The 22,196-nt window shown below is 64.9% G+C and carries 19 protein-coding genes and 3 pseudogenes; 7 read left to right on the plus strand and 15 right to left on the minus strand.

Going from position 1 to position 22,196, the window contains the following annotated elements; all coding sequences use genetic code 11:
• Window positions 1-41 precede the first annotated feature (41 nt).
• The 3 genes and pseudogenes from pcaD to NMB41_RS10945 form a co-directional block, all read right to left on the minus strand.
• Window positions 42-839, minus strand: a complete 798-nt coding sequence (gene pcaD / locus NMB41_RS10935; protein ID WP_494382469.1) for a 3-oxoadipate enol-lactonase — start codon at window positions 837-839, stop codon at window positions 42-44.
• A 12-nt stretch (window positions 840-851) separates the two neighbouring features.
• Window positions 852-1,310 (minus strand): annotated as a pseudogene (locus NMB41_RS10940) (dioxygenase family protein); the annotation flags it as partial.
• 59 nt (window positions 1,311-1,369) lie between these two features.
• A pseudogene (locus NMB41_RS10945) lies at window positions 1,370-2,558 on the minus strand (sigma 54-interacting transcriptional regulator); the annotation flags it as partial.
• Window positions 2,559-2,850: 292 nt separating this feature from the next.
• Between NMB41_RS10945 and NMB41_RS10950 the strand changes: the two are divergent.
• Window positions 2,851-4,053, plus strand: a pseudogene (locus NMB41_RS10950) (alpha-hydroxy acid oxidase).
• A gap of 52 nt (window positions 4,054-4,105) precedes the next feature.
• On the opposite strand, the gene NMB41_RS10955 reads toward NMB41_RS10950, so the two are convergent.
• On the minus strand, window positions 4,106-4,417 hold the full coding sequence (locus NMB41_RS10955) for a hypothetical protein (RefSeq protein WP_494382470.1): 312 nt from the start codon (window positions 4,415-4,417) through the stop codon (window positions 4,106-4,108).
• 583 nt (window positions 4,418-5,000) lie between these two features.
• Here NMB41_RS10955 and NMB41_RS10960 point away from each other — a divergent pair.
• Window positions 5,001-5,393, plus strand: coding sequence for a hypothetical protein (locus NMB41_RS10960; protein WP_494382471.1), 393 nt, complete (start codon window positions 5,001-5,003; stop codon window positions 5,391-5,393).
• A 353-nt stretch (window positions 5,394-5,746) separates the two neighbouring features.
• Window positions 5,747-6,130, plus strand: coding sequence for an OsmC family protein (locus tag NMB41_RS10965; protein ID WP_494382472.1), 384 nt, complete (start codon window positions 5,747-5,749; stop codon window positions 6,128-6,130).
• Between the two features lie 69 nt (window positions 6,131-6,199).
• Here the strand turns inward: NMB41_RS10965 and ftsZ are convergent, their stop codons facing one another.
• Complete coding sequence (gene ftsZ, locus NMB41_RS10970) at window positions 6,200-7,327, minus strand: cell division protein FtsZ (RefSeq protein WP_494382473.1); 1,128 nt, start codon at window positions 7,325-7,327, stop codon at window positions 6,200-6,202.
• A 311-nt stretch (window positions 7,328-7,638) separates the two neighbouring features.
• Between ftsZ and NMB41_RS10975 the strand changes: the two genes are divergently transcribed.
• Complete coding sequence (locus NMB41_RS10975) at window positions 7,639-9,546, plus strand: patatin-like phospholipase family protein (RefSeq protein ID WP_494382474.1); 1,908 nt, start codon at window positions 7,639-7,641, stop codon at window positions 9,544-9,546.
• Here NMB41_RS10975 and NMB41_RS10980 read toward each other — a convergent pair.
• The 3 genes from NMB41_RS10980 to NMB41_RS10990 form a co-directional block, all read right to left on the minus strand.
• The gene (locus NMB41_RS10980; protein ID WP_494382475.1) at window positions 9,543-9,839 is read right to left on the minus strand and encodes a putative quinol monooxygenase; all 297 of its coding nucleotides are present in this window, start codon (window positions 9,837-9,839) and stop codon (window positions 9,543-9,545) included. The two genes, NMB41_RS10975 and NMB41_RS10980, sit on opposite strands and share 4 nt — an antisense overlap.
• Window positions 9,840-9,852: 13 nt before the next feature.
• Window positions 9,853-10,863, minus strand: coding sequence for a zinc-binding alcohol dehydrogenase family protein (locus NMB41_RS10985; RefSeq protein ID WP_494382476.1), 1,011 nt, complete (start codon window positions 10,861-10,863; stop codon window positions 9,853-9,855).
• A gap of 181 nt (window positions 10,864-11,044) precedes the next feature.
• A complete protein-coding gene (locus NMB41_RS10990; protein ID WP_494382477.1) occupies window positions 11,045-11,785 on the minus strand; it encodes an SDR family oxidoreductase in 741 nt (246 codons plus the stop codon).
• A 132-nt stretch (window positions 11,786-11,917) separates the two neighbouring features.
• On the opposite strand from NMB41_RS10990, the gene NMB41_RS10995 reads away from it, so the two are divergent.
• From NMB41_RS10995 to NMB41_RS11005, 3 genes are all read left to right on the plus strand, one after another.
• The gene (locus NMB41_RS10995) at window positions 11,918-12,838 is read left to right on the plus strand and encodes a LysR family transcriptional regulator (protein ID WP_494382478.1); all 921 of its coding nucleotides are present in this window, start codon (window positions 11,918-11,920) and stop codon (window positions 12,836-12,838) included.
• A gap of 84 nt (window positions 12,839-12,922) precedes the next feature.
• On the plus strand, window positions 12,923-15,154 hold the full coding sequence (locus NMB41_RS11000; RefSeq protein WP_494382479.1) for a molybdopterin-dependent oxidoreductase: 2,232 nt from the start codon (window positions 12,923-12,925) through the stop codon (window positions 15,152-15,154).
• A 143-nt stretch (window positions 15,155-15,297) separates the two neighbouring features.
• Complete coding sequence (locus tag NMB41_RS11005; RefSeq protein WP_494382480.1) at window positions 15,298-16,917, plus strand: sialidase family protein; 1,620 nt, start codon at window positions 15,298-15,300, stop codon at window positions 16,915-16,917.
• A 118-nt stretch (window positions 16,918-17,035) separates the two neighbouring features.
• Here the strand turns inward: NMB41_RS11005 and NMB41_RS11010 are convergent, their stop codons facing one another.
• The 7 genes from NMB41_RS11010 to NMB41_RS11040 form a co-directional block, all read right to left on the minus strand.
• Window positions 17,036-17,917 (minus strand): bile acid:sodium symporter family protein, encoded by an 882-nt coding sequence (locus NMB41_RS11010; RefSeq protein WP_494382481.1) that lies wholly within the window; start codon window positions 17,915-17,917, stop codon window positions 17,036-17,038.
• 37 nt (window positions 17,918-17,954) lie between these two features.
• Window positions 17,955-18,713: a class II aldolase/adducin family protein gene (locus tag NMB41_RS11015; protein ID WP_494382482.1), complete on the minus strand. Its 759-nt coding sequence runs from the start codon at window positions 18,711-18,713 to the stop codon at window positions 17,955-17,957.
• Between the two features lie 34 nt (window positions 18,714-18,747).
• Window positions 18,748-19,329 carry an HD domain-containing protein gene (locus NMB41_RS11020; protein ID WP_494382483.1) on the minus strand — a complete coding sequence of 194 codons (582 nt, stop codon included), beginning with the start codon at window positions 19,327-19,329 and terminating at the stop codon, window positions 18,748-18,750.
• A gap of 118 nt (window positions 19,330-19,447) precedes the next feature.
• On the minus strand, window positions 19,448-20,197 hold the full coding sequence (locus tag NMB41_RS11025) for an MBL fold metallo-hydrolase (RefSeq protein ID WP_494382484.1): 750 nt from the start codon (window positions 20,195-20,197) through the stop codon (window positions 19,448-19,450).
• Window positions 20,198-20,225: 28 nt separating this feature from the next.
• Window positions 20,226-20,927 carry an MBL fold metallo-hydrolase gene (locus NMB41_RS11030; protein WP_494382485.1) on the minus strand — a complete coding sequence of 234 codons (702 nt, stop codon included), beginning with the start codon at window positions 20,925-20,927 and terminating at the stop codon, window positions 20,226-20,228.
• Window positions 20,928-20,967: 40 nt separating this feature from the next.
• The gene (locus NMB41_RS11035) at window positions 20,968-21,756 is read right to left on the minus strand and encodes a sulfite exporter TauE/SafE family protein (RefSeq protein ID WP_494382486.1); all 789 of its coding nucleotides are present in this window, start codon (window positions 21,754-21,756) and stop codon (window positions 20,968-20,970) included.
• 2 nt (window positions 21,757-21,758) lie between these two features.
• The gene (locus tag NMB41_RS11040) at window positions 21,759-22,196 is read right to left on the minus strand and encodes a YeeE/YedE family protein (RefSeq protein WP_494382487.1); all 438 of its coding nucleotides are present in this window, start codon (window positions 22,194-22,196) and stop codon (window positions 21,759-21,761) included.

Here is a 22,196-nt window from a genome sequence, read left to right on the forward strand (position 1 = left end):
TGTCCCAGCCTGCGACCGATTGAACCCGCCCGCCCGCGCCCTCATTCCCGGAACCGTTGCAGGTGCCGCGTGAACTCCGCCTCCGCCTCGACACTGGACAGGTGCGACGCTGCCAGCTCGACGTATTCCGTCCCGGCGATCCGCGCCCGCATCCAGCGCGCGTCGTCCACGGTGGTCACCGGATCCTCGCGGCCGGCCACCAGCAGCGTCGGCACGGAGATCGCGGCGAGCTCCGCGCGCAGGTCGGCCTGCGCCAGGGCCAGGCAGCAGGCTGCATAGCCGCGCGGATCGCATGCCTGCAATTGGCCGACCAACCCGTCCACGCACGCCTGGGCGCGTGCGCGGAAGCTTGGGGTGAACCAGCGTCCAGCCGCGCTGGCTGCGATCGGGTCCATGCCGTGCGCCAGCACCTGTTCCGCGCGCGCTGTCCAGCCTTCTGCCGTCCCGATCCGGGCCGAGCTATTGGCAACGACGAGCCGTCGCAGCCTCGGGCCGGCATGGACGCCGAGCCACAAGCCGGTGAGACCGCCCATCGAGATGCCGCAGAAGTCGACGGTCTCGATGTCCAGCGCGTCCAGCAGGCGCAGCACGTCGCCGCCGAGTTGGGCAAGCGTATAGCCCGGGCCAGGGCCGTGCGCTTGCGCACCGGCCAGGCCGCTCATCCCATGGCCGCGCGTATCGTAGCGCAGCACACGCACCTGCCGCGACAGCATGTCGGCCTGCGCCTGCCACGACGACGCGGTGGTGCCGAGGGAATTCGAGAACATCACGACTGGTGCGCCCTCGGGGCCTTCCAGCGTGTAGGCAAGCTGTCCATCGCCCGGGTCCAGTAGCCGCATCGGTCGCTCCCTTCAGGCCTCGAAATGCGCGCGCTCGATGTGGTCGGCCGGAAGGCCGTCGCGCGTCGCCTGCAGGTCGAAATCGAAGTCGATCGCATAGCAGGGCGCGTCGACTTCCCTGGCGTGTAGCGAGGCGGGGTCGCCCACCTTGCGCATCGCAGGCACCAGGCCCTCGCGGGTGGCGAAGGCAAAGTCGTCCCACAGGTAGGGGTCGCCGTCGATGTTGATCTGCGTGGTCAGCTTGCGGTGGCCAGGTGCCGTGACGAAGAAATGGATGTGCGCAGGGCGGGTGCCGTGGCGGCCCAGCAGCGTGAGCAGCTTTTCGGTCGAGCCGCCCGGCGGCACGCTGTAGCCGACGGGCACCTTGCTGCGGAAGCGGTAGCGGCCTTCGGCGTCCGTGCGGATGGAGCGGCGCAGGTTGAACGGGCTTGGGGTGGGATCGAAGAACGAATAGCCGCCCAGGTGGTTCGCGGGATGCGGACGGGATAGACGTTCAGGCGATAGTACAGGTCCATCCTGAACTTGCCGTTGGCCACCGCCTGCTGCAGGTCTTCGTTGGTGGCGGCGACGATGCGCACGTCGATTTTCTGGCTGTGGGTGCCGCCCACGCGTTCCAGTTCGCCTTCCTGCAGCACGCGCAGCAGGGAGGCCTGGGCGCGCGCCGACAGTTCGACGACTTCGTCGAGGAAGATGGTGCCACGGTTGGCGCGCTCGAACTTGCCGGGCCGGCTGACGGTGGCGCCCGTGTACGCGCCTTTCTCCACGCCGAACAGCTCTGCTTCGATCAGGTCCGGCGGAATGCTGGCGCAGTTGACGGCGACAAAGGGCTGCTGCGCGCGCGGCGAAGCCGCGTGCAGGCCGCGCGCGAACACTTCCTTGCCCACGCCGGTTTCGCCCAGCAGCAGCACATTGGCCTTGCTGGCCGCCGCGCGCCGGATCAGCTGGCTCGCTTCGCGGAAGGCGCGCGAGCGCCCCACGGAATTGGCCGGGGCGTCCTCTTCGTTGGCCCGCACGGCTTCCCGCAGTTCGCTCAGCTGGCTTTGCAGGGCGAACAGTTCTTCGGCCATCGAATCGCGCATCAGCAGTCGCTGCGTTTCGGCGTGGTCTTCCCATTCCTCGGCCGGTTTTCCCACGATTTCGCAATGCGGGCTGCCACAGCCGGCGCAGGCCACCTCCTTGTAGATGATGGAGCGCCCCATGAAATAGGTGGTATAGCCGCTGGCGTAGCCAAGCTGGCTCCAGCACACCGGCTCATCGCTGGTGTCGTGGTGCTGGAGGTAGACCTGCGCCTCGAACGAAGTGCGCCAGACGAAGCGCCCGAAATAGCTCCCCTTGGCGAGGTCGAATTCCAGCTCCAGCGGCGTCACGTGCACAAGGCCGCGTATGCTGTGCAGTTGCGGTCCCACCATGAAGGCTTGTTCGACCGGCAGGTCCGGCCGCAGTTTGCGCGCCAGTTCCGCATCGCGCAATCCGGTCTGGTAGCCGTAGCGCATCAGCAGGGCGCGCGCGCTGCATGCCCATGGTCTCTACCAGCTCGTCGCGCAGCGCGCCCCAAACGCCCGCATGGTTGAGCATCACGCGCTGCTCGGACAGCCAGATGGTGCCCTCGTCGGGATCGAAACGGATCTGCGCAAGCAGGTCTTCGTTGGAAGGTAACTGCGGGTTTCCCACTACGGCGTCTCCAGCGTGTTTATCGATGGTATCGGGGCATAGTGCCACAGATGCCCAGCGTCGTCAGGGATGTTCCGGAACCCGAACCGCAGGGTGCGCAAGGCCAGGTGGGGACCGGGCCGATGAGCTTGAGGCCGGGCGAGGAAACCTGCACGCTGCGCTTGGACCGCAAGCCGTGCGGGATGCACGTCGTCGGGGCGATGAATCCCGGCATTTTGCTGACCGTCCCCGTCAATTGGTTTAAGCTTGGCGTGGCTCCGGTTCACGCCCGGATACAACTACAGATTCGCCCTCCACCATTTCCGCGACTTTCCCGCCACCTTTTTCAAGAACCCGAAGCATGCAATCAGTCCACTGCATCGAAGACCTCAGGCTGCTGGCGCAGCGCAGCGCCGCGTGCCGCGCATGTTCTACGACTACGCCGATTCTGGCGCATGGACGGAATCAACCTACCGCGCCAATGCCGACGACTTCTCCCGCATCCGGCTGCGCCAGCGGGTCGCGGTCAACATGGAAAACCGGTCGCTGGCAAGCACGATGGCAGGGCGGGACGTATCGATGCCGGTGGCGCTGGCCCCGACCGGCCTGGCCGGGATGCAGCATGCCGATGGCGAGATCCTGGCGGCGCAGGCGGCGGAAGCGTTCGGCGTGCCGTTCACGCTGTCGACCTTGTCGATCTGCTCGATCGAGGATACCGCCGCGCATACGCGCGCACCGTTCTGGATGCAGCTGTATGTGATGAAGGACCGCGATTTCATCGAGCGCTTGATCGACCGGGCAAAAGCGGCCCGCTGTTCGGCGCTGGTCCTGACCCTGGACCTGCAAATCCTCGGCCAGCGCCACAAGGACTTGCGCAACGGCCTGTCCGCGCCGCCGCGGCTGACGCTCGGGAATATCGCCAACATGATGACGCGGCCGCGCTGGTGCATGGGGAATGCTGGGCACGAAACGCCGGGGCTTCGGCAACGTCGTCGGGCACGCCAAGGGAGTGTCGGACATGGGTTCGCTGTCGGCATGGACATCGCAGCAGTTCGATCCGGCGCTGTCCTGGAGCGATGTCGAATGGATCAAGCGCCGCTGGGGTGGCAAACTCATCCTGAAGGGCATCATGGAGCCGCAGGACGCCAGGCACGCAGTGGAGTCCGGTGCGGACGCCCTGGTAGTCTCCAACCACGGCGGGCGCCAGCTCGACGGTGCGCCCTCGAGCATTGCGGCGCTGGCCGACGTCGTCGACAGCGTCGGCGGCGGGATCGAAATCCACATGGATGGCGGCATCCGGTCCGGGCAGGACGTGATCAAGGCGCTCGCGCTCGGCGCCCGCGGCGTGTACATCGGGCGCCCCTTCCTGTATGGCCTCGGCGCCGGTGGCAGGGCAGGGGTGACGCGCTGTCTCGACATCATTCGCAAGGAGCTGAACATCACCATGGCGTTTTGCGGTCACCGCGATATCTGCGATGTCGACGAGCGCATTCTTTGGCAGCCTGCGACGGCACGCGCTGCCGCGATAGCGGGAGAGCCACCAGGGAAAATTGCCTTTCCCTGATCCTCGACATCAACCGCCTGGCGCAACTGCTGGAGCAGTCAGCGCATACCGGTCAGTAAGCGAAGGTCCCGGCCTGGCTGCAATCAAGATAGGCCATACGCGTGCGCAACGACCAGATTTCATTGGCAATATCATGCAATGCAAGGGTTTTGCCATGGACACGTTGACGCGCGGCTGCAGGGGCCGACGGCATGATCTCGGTCAGCGCCGGCGCAGCGTCGGCGACTTTGACAAAGAGGGCGCTACGAGCAGCGATGTCGGAAGAGAGTTGCGAGCAGGAGGCGTCTTCATTGTTTGCAGCCTGGGTGGCCGAGCTGGCACCGGTGCAAAGCGCGAAGCATAAAAGTGCGATCGATTTCTTCATTATTAGTCCTTGAGCTATGGGGAAGCCCGCGGGCGAACTGGCGGGCTGATTCTATTTCGTGAAGGAAAATAGAGGAGATCGGTCAATTATTGTGCAGCGCAGCATCAGGCGCCAATTGTTTCTGGTGATGTGAGTTATTTCCGTAAGGCATATAAGACTTCACCAAGGTCTACCGCAACGGGCTTTTCATTGTATGTACGCGCGTCGATAGTTTAAGATGCGCAACTTGATAGGTTTATAACAATGGAAGCGAGCACGGAATGACCCGATTGCGACGATGGTGCAGTGCGCTGCTGGGGTTCGCGTTAGGAAGGCCGCGACAAGGTCGCAGCCCTGCGCACCGGCGCGCGCCAGGAGCCTTTGCTGCACGAGTGCTTGCGCATGGCGGGGGAGGAGGAATTGTGCGCGATCGGGCAGGAAGCCTTGCGCAACGCCTTGCGTCATGCGCAGGGCTGATCCATGCCAATGCCCGCCTGCATACGGCGCCCGGCGCCGGCACCACATGGCGGATCGAAATCAAGGCGGCGCTGGCATATGCGGATCGCCGCCCGCGCAGAACCTGGCCCTGGCAAGGAAAATGATCATGAAAAGAATCGATGTCGAGACACTCACGCTCCTGGCCGAAGCGTCCGTCGCCGTGACGGCGCCGTGCACCTGTAACGAGGAGTCCCTTGCCGCCTGGAGGGCAGTGCCGCTGGCGCTGGACCCGGGCCGCCTGGAGGAAGCCGGCTTCCTGTTCGACGATCCCTACGACGAGCCGACCTTCGCCGAGTACCATCCGGCGGGAACCCGTTATGAAAGCGAAACCGCGCCGATCGCGATGCGCTTCTACCCCTACAACCGCTGCGCCGTCGTACGCTGCAGCGACTGTGGCCGGCACTACCTGCGCTATAACGAGGCGGGCGGCTATTTTACGGAAATGCGGATGCGCGCCTTGCGGCCCGAGCTGATCGTCGATGCACCGCTGGGTGCATGAGCTTCCGTAGCCGAGGTTTGTTTCCGGGATCGCTACGTCGATAACCGTAACTAACCAACGTGAGAAGTGCAGGGCAAACAGAGAACCGGGCGCTAACGATAAGGGAAGAGATAACAGTCCTGCACGCAGGCCGCCAGGAAGGAGGGAGAAGGCCATTGCTGCCCTGTCCTACGTGCGCCTGAACCCCACCCGAAGTCCAGGGATCGGGCGGGGCTAGTCGAAAAAATCGACGATAGCCGATCAAATAACTCGTTTTTCCTCCTCGCTTACGCCGCGCATAATGGTTTTCATGAGAGGGAAGCAGGTTTCCCTCGAATCGAACCAAGCGATCAGACAAGCACCTGGAGAACGACATGGAAATAACGACGCACCGCGGCACCGGACCGCTGCAGCAAGTCATTACGATCGGCCCGCACACGATCCTGACCGACGCCTCCGTGGAAGCGGGCGGCGAGGCGAGCGGTCCCTTGCCGCACGACCTGCTGGCGGCGGCCCTTGCGGCCTGCACCACGCTGACGCTGAACCTGTACGCCCGCCGCAAAGGCTGGCAGCTGGACGAGGCGCGGGTCGCCATCACCCACGGCCAGGAAGGGGACGCCTATGCGCTGCACCGCCGTATCGAACTGGTCGGCGCACTCGGCGCCGACGAGAAGGAACGCCTGATGGCAATCGCGAACCAGTGCCCGGTGCACAAGACCTTGTCGGGCCGGATCGCCATCACCACCGAAGTCGCCTGAGGCGGCCCATTCTTCACCACCGTCTCGAGCCTGCCACCGGCGCACAAAGCCGGTAGCAGGTCAGGGACCTTACTGGCCTTCCTCTTCCGGCCGCGAAGCGGACTGACGCGACATCCCCCCAGAGCGCGACTCGTGCTGGGCCGATACCGGCCGCACTGACGCGTGCATTGCGCCCTGGCGCAAGCCCTGCTGCGGCGCGGCGCCGGGGCGTGACATCGCTGGCCGTCTCGCACCGAGCGTCAGGTCGCTGGGCCGGTTCAAACCCGTGGCGACCACCGTCACGCGCATGGCCTCGCCCAGCGTGTCATCGTAGACCGCGCCGAATTTGATGATCGCGTCGTCGTTGGTCTGCGCGCAGATCGTGTTCATCACGAGCTTGGTTTCGCGCAGTTTCAGGGTTTCCTCGGAGGCGGCGATATTAACCAGCACCCCGCGCGCGGCGCGCAGGTTCGCGCCATCGAGCAGGGGACAGGCGATCGCCTCTTCGGCCGCCTTGACGGCGCGGTCGTCGCCGGTATGTTCGGCCGAGCCCATCATCGCCATGCCGGTCTGGCGCATCACCGTGCGCACGTCCTCGAAATCGACGTTGATCATCCCTGGCACGGCGATGATGTCCGCGATGCCGGTCACGGCCTTGCTGAGCACCTCGTCGGCGGCGGCAAACGCCTGCTTTTGCGTGACATCGTCTCCCAGCACTTCCTCGAGGCGGCTGTTGAGGACAATGATCAGCGAGTCGACGCATCGAGCCAGCGTCGCGATGCCTTCTTCGGCCACGCGCATGCGCCGCGGGCCTTCGAATTCGAAGGGTTTCGACACCACGCCGAGGGTCAGGATGCCCAGCTCGCGTGCCACTTCGGCAACCACAGGGGCGGCGCCGGTGCCGGTGCCGCCTCCCATGCCGGCGGTGATGAAGACCATGTCGGCCCCCTTGAGGGCCTGGGCAATGTGCTCGCGTTCACGGATGGCGGCTTCGCGTCCGACCATCGGGTCGCTGCCGGCGCCCAGGCCGCTCTCGCCAAGCTGGATGCGTTTTTCGGTCAGGGTGTTCGACAGGGCTTGCGCGTCCGTATTCGCGCAGATGAATTCGAAGGTGGACAGTCCGGACGGTGCCATGTGGTTGACGGCATTGCCGCCGGCGCCGCCGACACCGATGATTTTGATGACCGTCGCCGGGGTGGGAATTGTAGATTCGGACAAGGAAGACTCCGTTTGAAGAAATAGCGTTCGGCCGGCCGCGCACCTGCCGCGCATCTGCTGCGCCGCGTTGTGGCGCATGCCGAGCCCAACAGACTACTTGCTGAGGCGCGCACGCGAAAGCGTGTAAACGTTACATTCGAAACGATTTGTAAGAGCGCGTGACATCGTCCCCAGATCTAAAAGCGGACGCCCGCCGTCCGGTGTCCTGAACCGTCCCGCCGCGCACCGGTCAAAACTTGCGTTCCTCAGGTCAGATGGGAGCACCTCACGAACCAGCCGGTTCGCGTTCAGTTTTTCCAGGGAGGACGATCATGGCCATCAAGAACATCGCAATTGCCTGCCAGGGCGGGGGCAGCCACGCGGCGTACACGGCGGGGGCGCTGCCGGTGCTGCTGCCCCGCTTCGACAACGTCCTCATTGCGCGCTCCGGCGGCAAGCGACACATGCTGGAAGAGGGCAGCGGTGAACACCTGAACCTGGCCGGCATCAGCGGCACCTCGGGCGGCGCGATCAGCGCGCTGCTGGCCTGGTTCGGTTACCTGACCGGTGGACCGAAGGCCGCGCAGGACCGGCTCGACGCCTTCTGGGATGCGAACTGCGCGCACCAGCCGGGCGAACGCATGCTCAACGGGATGACGCAGTTGACGGGCCGCATGCTGAGCATCGATCTGAAGCTCAGCCCCTATCTGCCGCCGCTCATCGATATCGAACGCTTCACCACCGGCACCTGGCCGTGGATGACGAAAATGTGGCCGCCCCTGGGCGGCTGGATTCGCGAGCACTATTTCCAGTTGCGCGAAACGGTCGCACCCCACGTCGATTTCGCACTCGTCGGCGCGATCGGCGATTTCTGCAGCATCCCCGAGGAGGTGAAACGCTGGCAGTCCTGCGACCTGGAGGCAAGGATGGTCCACGCCTCGCAGCCGGCGCACGCCGGCATACGCACGAAACGCCATGCCATCGAAGAAAAGATCCGCGCGAAAATGGAGACCACGCGCCGCCTCGTGGACTGGATTGCCGGCCAGGACCTGGAACCGGACTGCGTGCTGCGCGCCGCCTTCGACGCGTGGAAGGTGCCGCAGTACAGCTTCGAGCCCGCCTCGCTCGAGCGGCTGGCTGCGGCGGTGCAGGATGTCGGCTACACGATCCCGCAGCTCCTGATCGGTGCCGTCGACGTCGACAGCGGCGCCTTCATCGCCTTCAGCTCGGAACGCTCGCCCGAGGAGGCCGGGGTGACGCTCGACGCGGTCCTGGCCTCGGCTTGCCTGCCGTGGGTGTTCAAGGCCCAGGAGATCACCGGCATCGACCCGGACACCCAGGAAGTGCGCGCCACCGCCTGCTGGGACGGCCTGTTCTCGCAGAATCCACCGATCAAGAACTTCATCTCCCACATCGGCGATCCCGCCAAGAAGCCAAACGGACTGTGGATCCTGCAGATCAACCAGGACAAGGCCGATTTCAGCAAGCGCATTGCGGACGCGAGCGACACCTATCGCTATGGGAGCGAGCTCTGGCAGCGGCGCGACACGCTGTCGGGCAACCTCTCGCTGAACCAGGAAATCGCCTTCATCGAAGCCGTCAACCGCCGGCTGGACGACCCGTACCAGGCCTGTCGCCCGCAGGACAAGCCGGTCGAAGTGGTGCGCATCGTCATGGATGCGGAAGCGGTCAGCGCTAGCGCGGGCCGCGAACTCGGTATCTTTTCGAAATTCGACCGCGACCTGATGCTGAAAAACGTGCTGGTCGAGTATGGGCGCGTGCAGGCCGCGAATTTCCTGGCATTGCGCGCCGACCGGGACCCGCTGTTCGGCGACCTGGCGCGCGCGCTGGAGCAGATGGGCGCGCGGCCTGGCAGGGGGCAGGCGCGGGCGGCGAACTGGCGTTCCGGGCAAATCTTCGGCGCAATGCTGTCCCCGGACGTGCTCACGCTCGACCGTGCGCCGGGCCTGCATCCGGACAGCGTCCCCCAGGGCGCCCTGATCTGGCACGTGAGCGATGCGGTCATTGACGGGCGGGTCGTGGGCATCAGGGGCCGCACCGAGCTGCTGAACCGGGGAGACGGCTGGCGGCTGGGCGAAACGCGGCTGCTCGAAGTGTGGCAGAAGGAGGCGACGGCCGCGCAGCAGCAGCAGGCATTGGCAGCCTGGGAGGAGGAGCAGCTGCCGGCCGGCGCCGAGCGGCGTCATACGGCGGCGGCGCGGCCGCCGGGCTTGCGCTAGGTAACTGCAACAGGGTCGAGGACAGCGATCATTGGCGCAGCCGCCAACCAGTCGCCGGCCTGTTCCAGGAACCTGAGAAAATGGGCGCTCCCACGGTGCGCTTCCAGCGCAGCGTCGTCCGCGTAGACTTCGAGCACGTGGAAGGTGGCGGGTCGTTCGCCGTCGCGGTACAGGTCGTAGCGCCGGACGCCCGGTTCCTGCCTGGAATGCGTGAGCAGCGCGCGCAGTGCTGCCTCGAGGTCGGTGTCCCGTTCGGGGCGGGCCACCAGCGTGGCAATGACTTCAACGGTCATATCGGTTCCTTTCTCAAAAGCCGGACAGCACGATCTTCCCCCGCGCCTTGCCGCTCTCGAGCAAGGCATGGGCGCGGCGCAGATTGGCTGCGTTGATGGTGCCGAAATGGTCCGCCAGCGTCGTGCGCAGCACGCCGGCGTCGACCAGATCGGCGATCCGGGCCAGGATGTTGTGCTGTTCGATCATGTCCGCGGTCTGGTACATCGAGCGCGTGTACATCAGTTCCCAGTGCAGCGAGATGCTCTTGGGCTTAAGGATCGGCACGTCGAGCGACACGGGGTCGTCGATCAGCGCCAGCTTGCCCTGCGGCGCCAGCATCTCGGCGATCTCGACCAGGTGCTTGTCGGTGTGGGTCAGGCTCGCCACGTACTCGACCGCGTCCAGGCCAAGGCCGCGCAACTGCGCCGGCATCGGCTTCGTGTGGTCGATCACATGGTGGGCACCGAGCTCGCGCACCCACGCCTGTGTTTCCGGCCGCGATGCGGTGGCGACCACGGTCAGGCCGGTCAGCTGGCGCGCCAGCTGGATCAGGATCGAGCCGACGCCGCCGGCGCCGCCAATGACCAGCAGGGTCCCGCTCGGGTCTTTGCCTTCGCGCACCTGCAAACGGTCGAACAGCAGCTCCCACGCCGTGATCGAGGTCAGCGGCAGCGCGGCCGCTTCCTCGAAGCCGAGGCTCTTCGGCATCGGACCGGCGATGCGCTCGTCGACCAGGTGCAGCTCGCTGTTGGTGCCCGCCCGTAGCAGCGAACCGGCGTACATGACGCGGTCGCCTGGCTTGAACAGGGTGACCTTGTCGCCCACGGCGCGCACCACGCCGGACGCATCCCAGCCCAGCACCTTTGGTTCTGCCGGGGGCGGCAGCACGCCGCCACGGATCTTGGTATCGACCGGGTTCACCGAGACCGAGTGCACTTCCACCAACAGGTCGTGCCCGCTCGGCGCAGGCTCGGGCAGGGTGGTGTCGGTCATGGCATCCGGCGAAGCGAGCGCAACGGACTCGTTATAGACAACAGCTTTCATAGGTACTCCATATAAATGACAGGCCCGGTTACAGCGGGCGGGGTGCTGGCGCTGTCGCACCATGCTACCGATTGCGCGCTTGCAGAGCGGATCGTTACGTGCGGGCAGCACCGGCAAAGCGGTGGAAATGGCGCGGCGCCGCCTGGGGGCGCCGATGCTGTGGACGGCAAGCCGGCCCGGTTCAGAATTCCTGGACGGTCGGGCGCAGCACGATTTCGTTGATGTCGACGTCGGCCGGCTGGGCGATGGCGTAGGCAATCGCGCGCGCGACCGTGTCGGCGGGAATGGCCATCTGGTAGAAGTCGAGCACGGCGCTGGCGCTTTCGGCGTGGCTGCTGCCATGCTTAAGTTCCGATGCCACCGCGCCCGGCGAAATGATGGTGCTGCGGATCTTGCCGCCGACTTCAGCGCGCAGCCCTTCGGAGATGGTGCGCACGGCAAACTTGGTGGCGCTGTACACGGTGGCGTTGCCGAATACCTTGAGCCCGGCCACCGACGCGATGTTGATGAAATGGCCGCTGTCCTGCTTCTGGAACACGGGTAAGGCGGCGGCGATTCCATACAGCACGCCCTTGACGTTAATGTCGATCATGGCGTCCCACTCGTCGACCTTCAGTTCGCGCAGCGGCGCCACCGCCATCAGGCCGGCATTATTGATCATCACATCTAACCGGCCGAAATGGGTCAGCGCGGTTTGCACCAGTGCCGCCACGTCGTCCTTGCGCGTCACGTCGGTGACGGCGAATGCGGCCTGGCCGCCGGCGGCGCGGATCTCCGCCGCCAGCGCTTCCAGCCGATCCTGGCGGCGCGCGCCCAGTACGAGGTGCGCGCCCTGCGCCGCCAGGTGGCGCGCGGTGGCTTCGCCGAGGCCGCTGCTGGCGCCGGTGATGAGGACTACTTTGCCTGCGATCTCGTTGTTCATGGTGTTTCTCCGATAGGGATGGTCAATTCAGGAAAGGAGTATGCGGGCCGGGTACAGGGTTGTATATGGAACAACGGCGATTTCAGAATTCGAATTTATGGAATAATCGCAGCCTCATTGAGGAGCTAGCGCGTGCTGAACCAGACCGACCTGTTACGAATCTTTTGTGTGGCGGCGGAATCGTCCAGCTTTCGCGAAGCGGCGGCGCGGCTCGCCATTTCGCCGCAAGGGGTGACGCGCGCGATCCAGCAGCTCGAGCGCCACTTCGGCGAAGTGCTGTTCCACCGCAGCACGCGCCAGGTCCGGGTGACCGAGTTCGGCGCGCAGCTGGCGGCGCGCGGCCGCGATTCGCTGCTGCAGTTCGATGCGCTGTTCCAGCGCGCCAGCGATGCCTCCGAATCGGAACTGCCGACCCGCGTGCGCATCACGGCGCCGCGCAGCCTGGCGCGCATGCGCCTGCTGCCGGCGCTCGCCAGGCTGACCTTGGCGCACCCGGCGATCATCGTCGACCTGCGACTGGCCGACGCCATCGCCGACGTGGTGGACGAACAGATCGACATCGGGGTGCGCCTGGGCTTCATGCGCGACAACCGCTTCGTCGCGCGCGCCGTCGCCAAGATGTCGTTCGTGATTGCCGCCGCGCCGGCGCTGGTGGTGCGCACCGGGGTTCCGGCCTCGCCCGAGGCGCTGGCGGCGCTGCCGACCACCGGCTACGTCGATGGCGCCAGCGGCAGGGTGTGGCCGTGGTACGTGGCCGACGGCCTCGGCGGCAGCCAGCAGTTCACCCCGACTTCCCCAAGCTTCCTGAGCGACGACCCGGAGGCCGAACTCGACGCGATGCTGGCCGGCGTCGGCTACGGCCAGCTGCCGCACTACCTGGTCGCCGCCGAGCTGGCCAGCGGCCGCCTGGTCTCGGTACTCGACGACTTCGCCCCGCCCGCGTGGGACGTGTTCGTCTATCGCCCGCAACGTGGCCCGGTGGCGCCCCGCATCCGGCGCGTGTTCGACACGATCGTCGAGGCCCTGTCCGACCCGGTGCCGGCGAGCGCCTGACTGCCTCCTTCAACTGCTTGACATTCTTATCACCTCCGGCCCACAATCGCACGACCGTTCGGTTTTCCTTCTAAAAGGTTCGCCATGCCAAGCTCGACCGCAGTCGCCCACCGTATCTGCCCCTTCTGCGAGGCCAGTTGCGGTCTCGAACTCGACTTGGAGGAGGGACGCGTCGTCCGTATTCGCGGCGACCAGAACGACGTGTTCTCGAAGGGCTTCCTCTGCCCCAAGGCGATCGGCCTGAAGGACCTGCACGACGACCCCGACCGCTTGCGCGTGCCCCTGATCAAGCGTGACGGCCAGTTCGTCGAAGCCAGCTGGGAAGAGGCTTACGCAGAGATCGAACGGCGCCTGCCGCCGATCATCGCGGCCGGCGGGCCGGACGCGGTGGCGACGGTGCTGGGCAACCCGGTCTCGCACAAGATGAGCCTGATGCTCTACTTCCCGCGCCTGGCCAAGGCACTGGGCACCCGCAACATGTTCTCGGCGTCGAGCGTGGACCAGGTACCGAAGATGCTGTCCGTCGGCCTCATGTTCGGCAGCTGGCTGTCGGTTCCCGTCCCCGATATCGAACGCTGCGATTACCTGGTAATCCTCGGCGCCAACCCGATGGTATCGAACGGCAGCTTGTGGACCGTGCCGGACTTCCGCGGCAAGGCCAAGGCATTGCGCACGCGCGGCGGCAGGATGGTGGTGGTGGACCCGCGCCGCACCGAGACCGCCGAGGTGGCCGATGCCCACCATTTCATTCGTCCCGGCGCCGATGTATTTTTCCTGCTCGGCATGGTGCAGGCGCTATTCGACGAAGCCCTGGTGCGGCCAGGCCGGCTGGCCGCGCATTGCAACGGGTTCGAGGAGCTTGCCGCGGCGGTCAGGGAGTACTCGCCCGAACGCGTCGCCGCGCGCTGCGGCATCGATGCCGCCACCATCCGCAGCCTGGCCCGTACGCTCGCCACTACGCCGCGCGCGGCCATCTACGGGCGCATCGGCACCTGCACCCAGCAGTTCGGCACCCTGTGCTCCTGGCTGATCGATGTCATCAATGTACTGACCGGCCACCTGGACGAGGAGGGCGGCGCCATGTTTCCCAAGGCCGCGGCGTTCGGCGCCAACACACGCGGCAAACCAGGCGTCGGCCGCGGGGTCGTCAGCGGGCGCCATCGCTCCCGTGTTTCCGGCGCCGTGGAGGTGGCGGGCGAGCTGCCGATCACCTGCCTGGCCGAGGAAATCGATACGCCCGGCCCGGGACAGATCAGGGCGCTGATCGCGATCGCCGGCAACCCGGTGCTCTCAAGCCCCAACGGCCCGCGCCTGGCCGCCGCGCTGGACGGGCTGGACTTCATGGTCAGCCTCGACATCTACCTCAACGAAACCTCGCGCCACGCCGACGTGATCCTGCCGGGGCCGTCGCCGCTGGAAGACGCGCACTACGACGTCACCTTCACCCAGTTCTCGCACCATAACCACGCGCGCTACAGCCCGCCGGTGCTGGATCGCCAGAGCAGCCAGCCCGACGAGTGGGAGAGCCTGTTGCGCATCGCCGCGATCGCGAAAGGGCAGGGCGCCGGGGCCGACATCGAGGCATTTGACGACGCCTTGCTGGGACAGGAGCTGGACAAGGCCTTCGGTCCGGCCGCCGCGCAGGTAATGGCGGCGCTTGCCCCGCAGCGCGGGCCGGAGCGTCTGCTCGACCTGGCGCTGCGCACCGGCCCTTACGGCGACCAGTTCGGCCGGGTGCCCGACGGGCTCTCGCTGGAAAAAATCAGGCAAGCGCCGTCCGGCATCGACCTGGGGCCGATGACCCAGCGCATACCCGAAGCCTTGCGCACGCCGTCCGGCAAGATCGAACTTGCCCCGCAAATGCTGCTCGACGACCTGGCGCGCGTGGCGGCGGACCTGGCCGCGCCCGCGCCGGATCTGGTGATTGTCGGCAGGCGCCAGCTGCGCTCGAACAACAGCTGGATGCACAACCTGCCGGTGCTGGCCAAGGGCGTCTATCGCTGCACGGCGCTGGTCCATCCGATGGACGCCGCCCGGCTCGGCCTGCTTGATGGCGGCATGGCGCAACTGCGCAACGGCGCGCGGCGCATCGAGGTGCAAGTGGAAGTGAGCGACGAGATGATGCCAGGGGTGGTCAGCCTGCCGCATGGCTGGGGCCACGACCTGGCCGGCACCCGGCTTGGCGTCGCGGCCGAGCGGCCGGGCGTCAACCTGAATGCGCTGCTGGACGAGAACCTGCGCGATCCCTTGTCGGGGAATGCAGTGCTGTCAGGTGTGGCGGTGGAGATGGCCCCGCTGGGAAGCGCTATCTTGTAAGTGCGCCTGACGCAGACAGGATGTTATGCACGCGACTTACGCTTTATAAAAATTTGCGGCTAGAAAACTTTTTATCGAGGCCGTTCATTCCTTTCCCTATAGAATTGTTGCTTTATTTATTTCGACGATTCCTTGGGATGGTAATGGTGAGATTAATTCGTAAAAAACGCTACCTGGCTGGCGTAGCGGTACTCATTCTGGCTTGCGCGACGAGTGCCTGTGTATCGCCGCCAATTACGTCCGAGACACGTGCCCAGACATCGCCGAAAACCCTGCAGTTGGCGAGCGGCGATGGTCTGCTGGCGATCAAAATCGCCGTCAACCGTCCACAAGTCAGTCCGCTCTTCCGCAAGTTCACGACGCTGGCTGTGTGGAATGAGCGTTTGGAAAAGGAATTCGAACTGAAGGATTATGCGGACCCTGGGGCCTCGCATGCATTCTTCGTCGGCAGCTTGCCGTCAGGTCTTTATAGCTTGCGTGCGATTAAGGGAGAGGTCAGTAACCCTATGATCGAAGCGTCTATCCGTACGGACGCCAATGAGAAATTCCCAAAGTTCACTGTCGCCGAAGGCCGCCTCACGGATCTCGGCAGCATCGCCTATATCCGCGCCCATTATCCCGCTACGTCGATTCAGTATCATTTGGGCCAGGTGTACGCGCCGAATGATCGCCAGGCAGAACTTCGCCAGCTCAGCCCTGCCTTGGCGGCGATAGTCGGGACGCAACCGGCGCTCGGCTGGGAACCGGGCGAACGTCTTCAGGCGCTCCAGGAGCGTTACGACGGCCTGCGCTCGACCAGCATGCTGGCTTATTCGCCCAAGCGGCTGGAGGACGGTACGCTCCTGTCTGGAGAAGCTTTTGGCCAGATCACGGTGCGTAGCCCCGGAGGTGCATGGAGCGTCATTCAAACACCAACTGCCTTGCCGATCCGGTCTGTCCATGCAGCTAACGATGGCACGCTGTTCGCTGGCTCTGATGACGGTACCCTGCTCACCAGGGCCGCTGGAAAGGCGGACTGGCAAACTGTCGCTCTGCCGCTGGACGACGCCAGCGTGATCGACATCGGACCTCTGCCTGCTTCCCAAGAACTTCTGGTCGTCCTGCAGACCCGCGATCGATTTATCGGCTTGTCGACAAGCATGGCGGCGCCTGGGCAATGGACCGAACAGTTTTCGCAACCACGCCAGCTTTTTCGAGCGTCCGCCGCTGACGCTCGTGGGTTCGTCCTGCGCGCAGGCGATAACCTGGCCCTGGTCAGCGGCAGCAACATTGCGAAGCAAAAAACAGTTCGTTACGACCACCAGACCCGCCACTGGGAGGTAGCCGCCTTGGACAGCGATGGTCTGCCCGAATGCTGGGCCATGCTGCCCGACGGCCGGATCGCGCGCTTCCAGCAGGTGAACCTGTCGCGCGACAGGTTCTTCGAGCTTTCCGGAGATGGCGGCCTGCATTGGGAAAGGCGCGCCGAGCTGCACGCCACTTGGGGATCGCTGCTCTTCGTGTCTAACGACGTAGGCTATGTCGCGCGCGCAGGTGGCCCACCGCAATATGAATACTATGAGAACGCCAAGGGCGGCGAGTCGGTCTGGCGTACCGACGACGCTGGTCGTACCTGGCGCGAAATGGGACCAGCGCCAGCTTTTCCCCGGCGCCTGATACATCTCGGCGGAATGGACAATATCGGCTTTGTCAGCGACGATGGTCGTTTCTACAGCTCGTCCGATGGTGGCAAACGCTGGGTTCTGGAACGAAGAGTGCCCTGAGCGGGCCAGCATCGGACGTGCAAGCAGCGGTGGAACATGACAAAACTGATGATGTTCATCGGGGAGTGGCGCCGAAGGCTTGGCCGATGGCGTATCCACCGTCGGCGCCATATCGACATCAGGCCCGCGCCGCGGCCACGGCCGGCTGCCTTCCCAGCACGAGGAAACCGAAGGCCGTCGCCAGCACATACATGCTGACCGAGTAGATCGCCGCCGGCACCATCAGCTGGAAGTCGCCCAGCACCGATACCGCGACAAAAATCGCCAGCGTCGAATTATGGATGCCGATTTCGTAGCCGATCGCGATCGCATTCGGCTTGTCCATCCCCATCAGGCGCGGCACGTAGTAACCCAGTCCCAGGCTGATGGCGTTGAAGGCAATCACGGCCAGGCCGATCGAGGCGAAGGAGGCGGTCAACGCATTCCACTCCTTGGCGATGGCGATCAGGGCCAGCGCGGCCAGCACCACCATCGAGAAGCGCTTCATCGGTTTTTCCGCGCGCGCGGCAAAGGCCGGCGCCCGGCTTTTCACGAACATGCCGATCAAGACCGGCACCAGCACGATCCCGATCACTTCGATCACTTTCCCCGTTTGCATGGGCACCACCTGGCCGGTGCGGGCAAAGGTATTGATCGCAAAGTTGCCGATCAGGGGCAGGCTGACGATCGACAGCACCGTATTGATGGCGGTGAGCGAAATATTCATCGCGACGTTGCCGCCGAAAAGATGGCTGTACAGGTTCGCCGATACGCCGCCCGGCGAGGCGGCGAGCAGCATCAGGCCGACGGCATACACCGGCGACACGTCGAGCGCCACGATCAGGCCATAGCAGATCGCAGGCAGCACCAGGGCCTGCAGTACGAGTGCCAGTACCACCGGTTTCGGATGCCCGAGCAGGCGGCGAAAATCGGCAAGGGTGAGCGACAGGCCCAGTCCAAACATGATCAGGGCGAGGGCGCCGATCAGCAGGGTCGGCAGCAGCGTGATGAAACTGTTCATTCATGTCTCCTTATTATTTATATTTATTCAGGACGGCTCAGGTCAGGTAGCTCTCGTCGACGCGGTTGAGCTTGCGTATCAGCGCGGGCCAGGCGAATGCGCCTCCCATTCCCGATGTCTGGGCCTTCATCGATTCGGCGGTGCTGCCCAAAACTTCCGGTGCAATCATGCGCAGTTCGCCGCCGCCCGCCTGTGCCGCCAGCTGGATCTGGCAGGCGGTCTCGAAGATGTACATCGACAGGAAGGCGTCGGGGATGCTGGCGCCGACGGTCAGCAAGCCGTGGTTGCGCAGCATGAGGAAATGGGCCGTGCCCAGGTCGTCCTGCAGGCGCGGCTTTTCGGCATCGTGCAGCGCGACGCCTTCGTAGTCGTGGTACGCCAGCGAGGCGAGCACGAACATCGACTGCTGGGATATCGGCAGCACGCCATCGCGCTGGGCGCTCACGCCCACCCCGGCGCGGGTATGGGTGTGAATGACGCATCCCGCGTCCTCGCGCACGGCGTGAATCGCACTGTGGATGACGAAACCGGCGCGGTTGACCGGCAAGGGCGAGTCGGACAGCTTGTTGCCGTCCTGGTCGACCTTGATCAGGGACGATGCGGTGATTTCATCGAACATCATGCCGTAGGGGTTGATCAGGAAGTGGTGCTCGGGCCCGGGGACCCGGGCGCTGATATGCGTGAAGATCAGATCGGTCCAGCCGTACAGTGCAACGAGCCGGTAACAGGCGGCCAGGTCGCATCGCAATTGCCATTCGTCGGCGCTGACCTGGTCTTTCATGGAAGGGATATTCATTTTAGTTTCCTCGGATGATGTGGATTCAGGCCGGTTATTCAGCGGGCATGGCCTTGCTGTAAATACTGCGGCGCGGCTTTTCGAACACGCGGCGCAGCATCGGCTCGAATTCGGCGAGCGGCAGTGTTTCGGCCTGCCTGTCGAATGCCGGCGCGTCATACAGGTCGCAGAATTCGGCCGTGGCGTCATAAAAGGGATGGCCCGCGAATTCGTCGCGCATATCGCGGTTCAAGCCAAGATGATGGAAGAAGTGATAGCCCTGGAATATGCCGTGGTTCTGCACCATCCAGAAATTGGCGTCGCTCACAAACGGTTTCAGGATGGCCGCCGCGATATCCGGGTGATTGAAGCTGCCCAGGGTGTCGCCAATATCGTGCAGCAGGGCGCAGACCACGTATTCCTCGTCGCGCCCATCCCTTAATGCCCGGGTCGCGGTTTGCAGCGAATGGGTATAACGGTCGACCGGAAAGCCGCCGTAGTCGCCCTCGAGGATTTTAAGGTGCGCCAGAATGCGGTCGGGCAGGGCTTTTGCATAGGGCACGAATTCCTGGCCGATCAGCTGCCAGTCTTCCCGGGTACTGTCTTTCATATTGCTGAAGCTCGCGCGCACGTTCATGGTTGTCGTCTCCTGTTTCTTGTTCTGGAAGAACCGCCGAGGTTCTTCATCGATGGTAAAACAGGAAACGATTTAGTGATGAAATTTTTTGGGCTGGGAGCCGCTCAAGGAAGAAATATCATCCCTGCGGGCTGGCGCTCATCTGCCGGCAATAGCGGACGAGATTGTCGGGCAGGTCGGATGGGCACACGCCGCACTGCCGGTTGCCGGGCACCGCATGGTCGATGAAGGTGGGGTAAGGCAGGTTCAGGTTGCCCATGATCTCCCGGAATTCTTCCAGGGTCTTGCCCTTGCCCAGCCGTGGATTGCGCAGCTTTTCCTGCGCAATCGAGGTCACGAAACGTTCCTTGTAATCGTGGGCTGGGTAGACGAGGGTCTCGTCCGGCAATGCAAACAGCTTTTCGGTAACGCTCCGGTAAAGGGCGTCCGCATCGCCGTTCTGGAAGTCGGTGCGCCCGCACCCCTCGATCAGCAAGGCGTCGCCGGTGAACACACGGTCACCGAGCAGATAGGAGAAGTGGCCATCGGTGTGCCCGGGCGTATGCAGGGGCTGGAGCCGGATGCCTGCCATCTCGAACGGTTTGCCTTCCTCGATGCCGATATCGGCGCAGGCCAGCCGGTCGAAGGCCGGCGCCGCGATCCTGCTGCCGGTCGCCCTTTGCAGTTCGAGGGCAGCCGTGATGTGGTCGGCATGGATATGGGTGTCGAGCGTGTACGCAAGGCGCAAACCCAGGCGTTGGAGCTCGGCAAGGTCGCGGTCCATGCTCGAAATGACCGGATCGATCAGGATCGCCTGGCCGGTCTGTTCGTCGCCCAGCAGGTAAGTATAGGTGCTGGACACGGGCTCGAAGAGCTGGCGGAAAATCATGGCGGTTCTCCTGCGGATGGGTGGGGGTTCAGGCGCCCTGCGGCAGGCCCAGGTTCCGGTTCGCAGGGACGGCGACGTCGATCAGCTTCGGCTTGGGCAGGTTCAGTTCGCTCATCAGTTTGCAAAAATCGCTGCGGCTGCGATTGGCGAGGCGGCTGTTGTGGCGTTTCTCCCAGCCGATGGTCGATACCGCCTGGCCCTTGTAGTCGTGTCCCGGCCACACGCGCGTCTCGTCCGGCAGCGCAAACAATTTTTCCGTCACGCTGTCGTAAAGGGCGTCGCTGCTGCCGCCCTGGAAGTCGGTGCGCCCGCACCCGTCGATGAGCAAGGTGTCGCCAGTAAAGACATTGCCGCGCCAGGCGTAGCTCATGCTGCCGGGCGTGTGGCCCGGCGTATGCAGCACCCTGATCTGCTCGCCGTCGCCGAAGCCGATGACATCGCCGTCGTTCAACTGTACTTCGGCGGGGCCGATCCCGCAGCCGCTCGGCACCGCCGCCTGCGCCCCGGTGAGTTCGCGCAGCTTGCCGGCGGAAGTGACATGGTCTGCGTGCGCATGGGTCTCGAGAACATAGGTCAGTTGCAGTCCCAGCCGCTCGAGGTGACGCAAGTCGCGCTCCCAATGGTGGTCTACCGGATCGATGATGACGGCCTGGTTCGATCCCGGGGCCGTCAGAAGATAGGTGAAGGTCGACGATTCGGTGTCGAACAGCTGGATCGGATTCAGGTTCATTTGATTTCCTCGTTCCTCGATGAATGATTACAGGACTTCCTTACGCCGCTGCCTTGACGATCATGGCGATGGCGACGAGTGCCGACACGGCGGCAAACGCCTTCTGCAACTGTGGGCCGGCAAGACGGCTGCCGAGACTGCGGCCACCGAGCATTCCTGCAAGCGCGCCTGCCGAGAAGGGTAGGGCCAGCGCCCAGTCCATGTGTCCGCTGGCGGTGCTGGCGGCGACGCCCATCAGCGAAATCAGTGCGATGACGGCCAGCGAGGTCGCCACGGCCGACTTCATCGGCAGGTCCGAATAGCGCTGCAGTGCCGGTACCATGACGAAGCCCCCGCCCACGCCGAGCAGCCCGGACAGCAGGCCAGCCAGAGCACCGGAGAGCGACATGGCCACTGCGCAGGGGCGCGTCCAGACAAAGCGCCCGGTATCTGCGCCGCGTTTGCACACTACTTGTGCGGACGTCGGGATGGGGCCATGTCCGGATGCCTGCCTGAACGTCTTCAGCGCGACGTACAGCAGCACCAGCGCGAACAGGACGGCCAGCGACCGGCCGTCGATTTGGCGCGCAGCCCAGAGGCCGGCGGGCGAGAGCACCATGCCGGTCACGGCGATCAGCCCGGCGGCGCGGTAGCGCACGCTCCCCGAGCGCAGTCCCAGGATTGCCCCGAGCGCGGCGGCCATCCCAACGGCCATGAGTCCAACCGGCCCCGCCTCGGAGACGCTGGCGCCGGTGCCGAAGACCAGCAGCGGGACTGCCAGGATGCCGCCACCGGCGCCGGTCAGGGCAAGGATCAGCCCAACGATTACACCCAGCGCAAGCGCGGTCATGCTCAGGCCCGGCCCTGCGCGCGCGCGGCCGAGATTTTTTCCAGGCCCTCGAACAAGGCCATCCCCGCGAGCATCGCCAGTGTGAAGATCAGCGGTTTCACACCGCCCGAGGCGAGCGATGCCAGGGCCGGGCCGGGGCAGTAGCCGGCCAGGCCCCAGCCGGCGCCGAAGGCAAGCGAACCGAGCACCAGGCGGCGGTCGATAGCCGTTGCCGTCGGCAGGCGCATAGGCGCGCCCAGGAGCGAGCGCTTGCGCTTGCGCGCCAGGCCGAAGGCGAACACGCCGACCAAAATCGCCCCGCCCATGACGAAGGCGAGCGATGGGTCCCAATTGCCGGCCAGGTCGAGAAAGCCAATCACCTTGGCGGGGTCGGTCATGCCCGAGACGATCAGGCCGATGCCGAACAGGAGGCCCACCATCAATGCCATCAAGATTTGCAT

The organism is Massilia sp. FBCC-B171, assembly GCF_059134155.1.

Excerpts from the sequence above, each read along its gene's own strand:
- NMB41_RS10955 (WP_494382470.1), bottom strand. The coding sequence starts at position 4,417 with ATGAAGAAATCGATCGCACTTTTATGCTTCGCGCTTTGCACCGGTGCC.
- NMB41_RS10960 (WP_494382471.1), top strand. The coding sequence starts at position 5,001 with ATGAAAAGAATCGATGTCGAGACACTCACGCTCCTGGCCGAAGCGTCC.
- NMB41_RS10980 (WP_494382475.1), bottom strand. The coding sequence starts at position 9,839 with ATGACCGTTGAAGTCATTGCCACGCTGGTGGCCCGCCCCGAACGGGAC.
- NMB41_RS10985 (WP_494382476.1), bottom strand. The coding sequence starts at position 10,863 with ATGAAAGCTGTTGTCTATAACGAGTCCGTTGCGCTCGCTTCGCCGGAT.
- NMB41_RS11005 (WP_494382480.1), top strand. The coding sequence starts at position 15,298 with ATGGTGAGATTAATTCGTAAAAAACGCTACCTGGCTGGCGTAGCGGTA.
- pcaD (WP_494382469.1), bottom strand. The coding sequence starts at position 839 with ATGCGGCTACTGGACCCGGGCGATGGACAGCTTGCCTACACGCTGGAA.
- NMB41_RS10990 (WP_494382477.1), bottom strand. The coding sequence starts at position 11,785 with ATGAACAACGAGATCGCAGGCAAAGTAGTCCTCATCACCGGCGCCAGC.
- NMB41_RS11015 (WP_494382482.1), bottom strand. The coding sequence starts at position 18,713 with ATGAATATCCCTTCCATGAAAGACCAGGTCAGCGCCGACGAATGGCAA.
- NMB41_RS11030 (WP_494382485.1), bottom strand. The coding sequence starts at position 20,927 with ATGAACCTGAATCCGATCCAGCTGTTCGACACCGAATCGTCGACCTTC.
- NMB41_RS11010 (WP_494382481.1), bottom strand. The coding sequence starts at position 17,917 with ATGAACAGTTTCATCACGCTGCTGCCGACCCTGCTGATCGGCGCCCTC.
- NMB41_RS11020 (WP_494382483.1), bottom strand. The coding sequence starts at position 19,329 with ATGAACGTGCGCGCGAGCTTCAGCAATATGAAAGACAGTACCCGGGAA.
- NMB41_RS11025 (WP_494382484.1), bottom strand. The coding sequence starts at position 20,197 with ATGATTTTCCGCCAGCTCTTCGAGCCCGTGTCCAGCACCTATACTTAC.
- NMB41_RS11000 (WP_494382479.1), top strand. The coding sequence starts at position 12,923 with ATGCCAAGCTCGACCGCAGTCGCCCACCGTATCTGCCCCTTCTGCGAG.
- NMB41_RS10975 (WP_494382474.1), top strand. The coding sequence starts at position 7,639 with ATGGCCATCAAGAACATCGCAATTGCCTGCCAGGGCGGGGGCAGCCAC.
- NMB41_RS11040 (WP_494382487.1), bottom strand. The coding sequence starts at position 22,196 with ATGCAAATCTTGATGGCATTGATGGTGGGCCTCCTGTTCGGCATCGGC.
- NMB41_RS10965 (WP_494382472.1), top strand. The coding sequence starts at position 5,747 with ATGGAAATAACGACGCACCGCGGCACCGGACCGCTGCAGCAAGTCATT.
- NMB41_RS11035 (WP_494382486.1), bottom strand. The coding sequence starts at position 21,756 with ATGACCGCGCTTGCGCTGGGTGTAATCGTTGGGCTGATCCTTGCCCTG.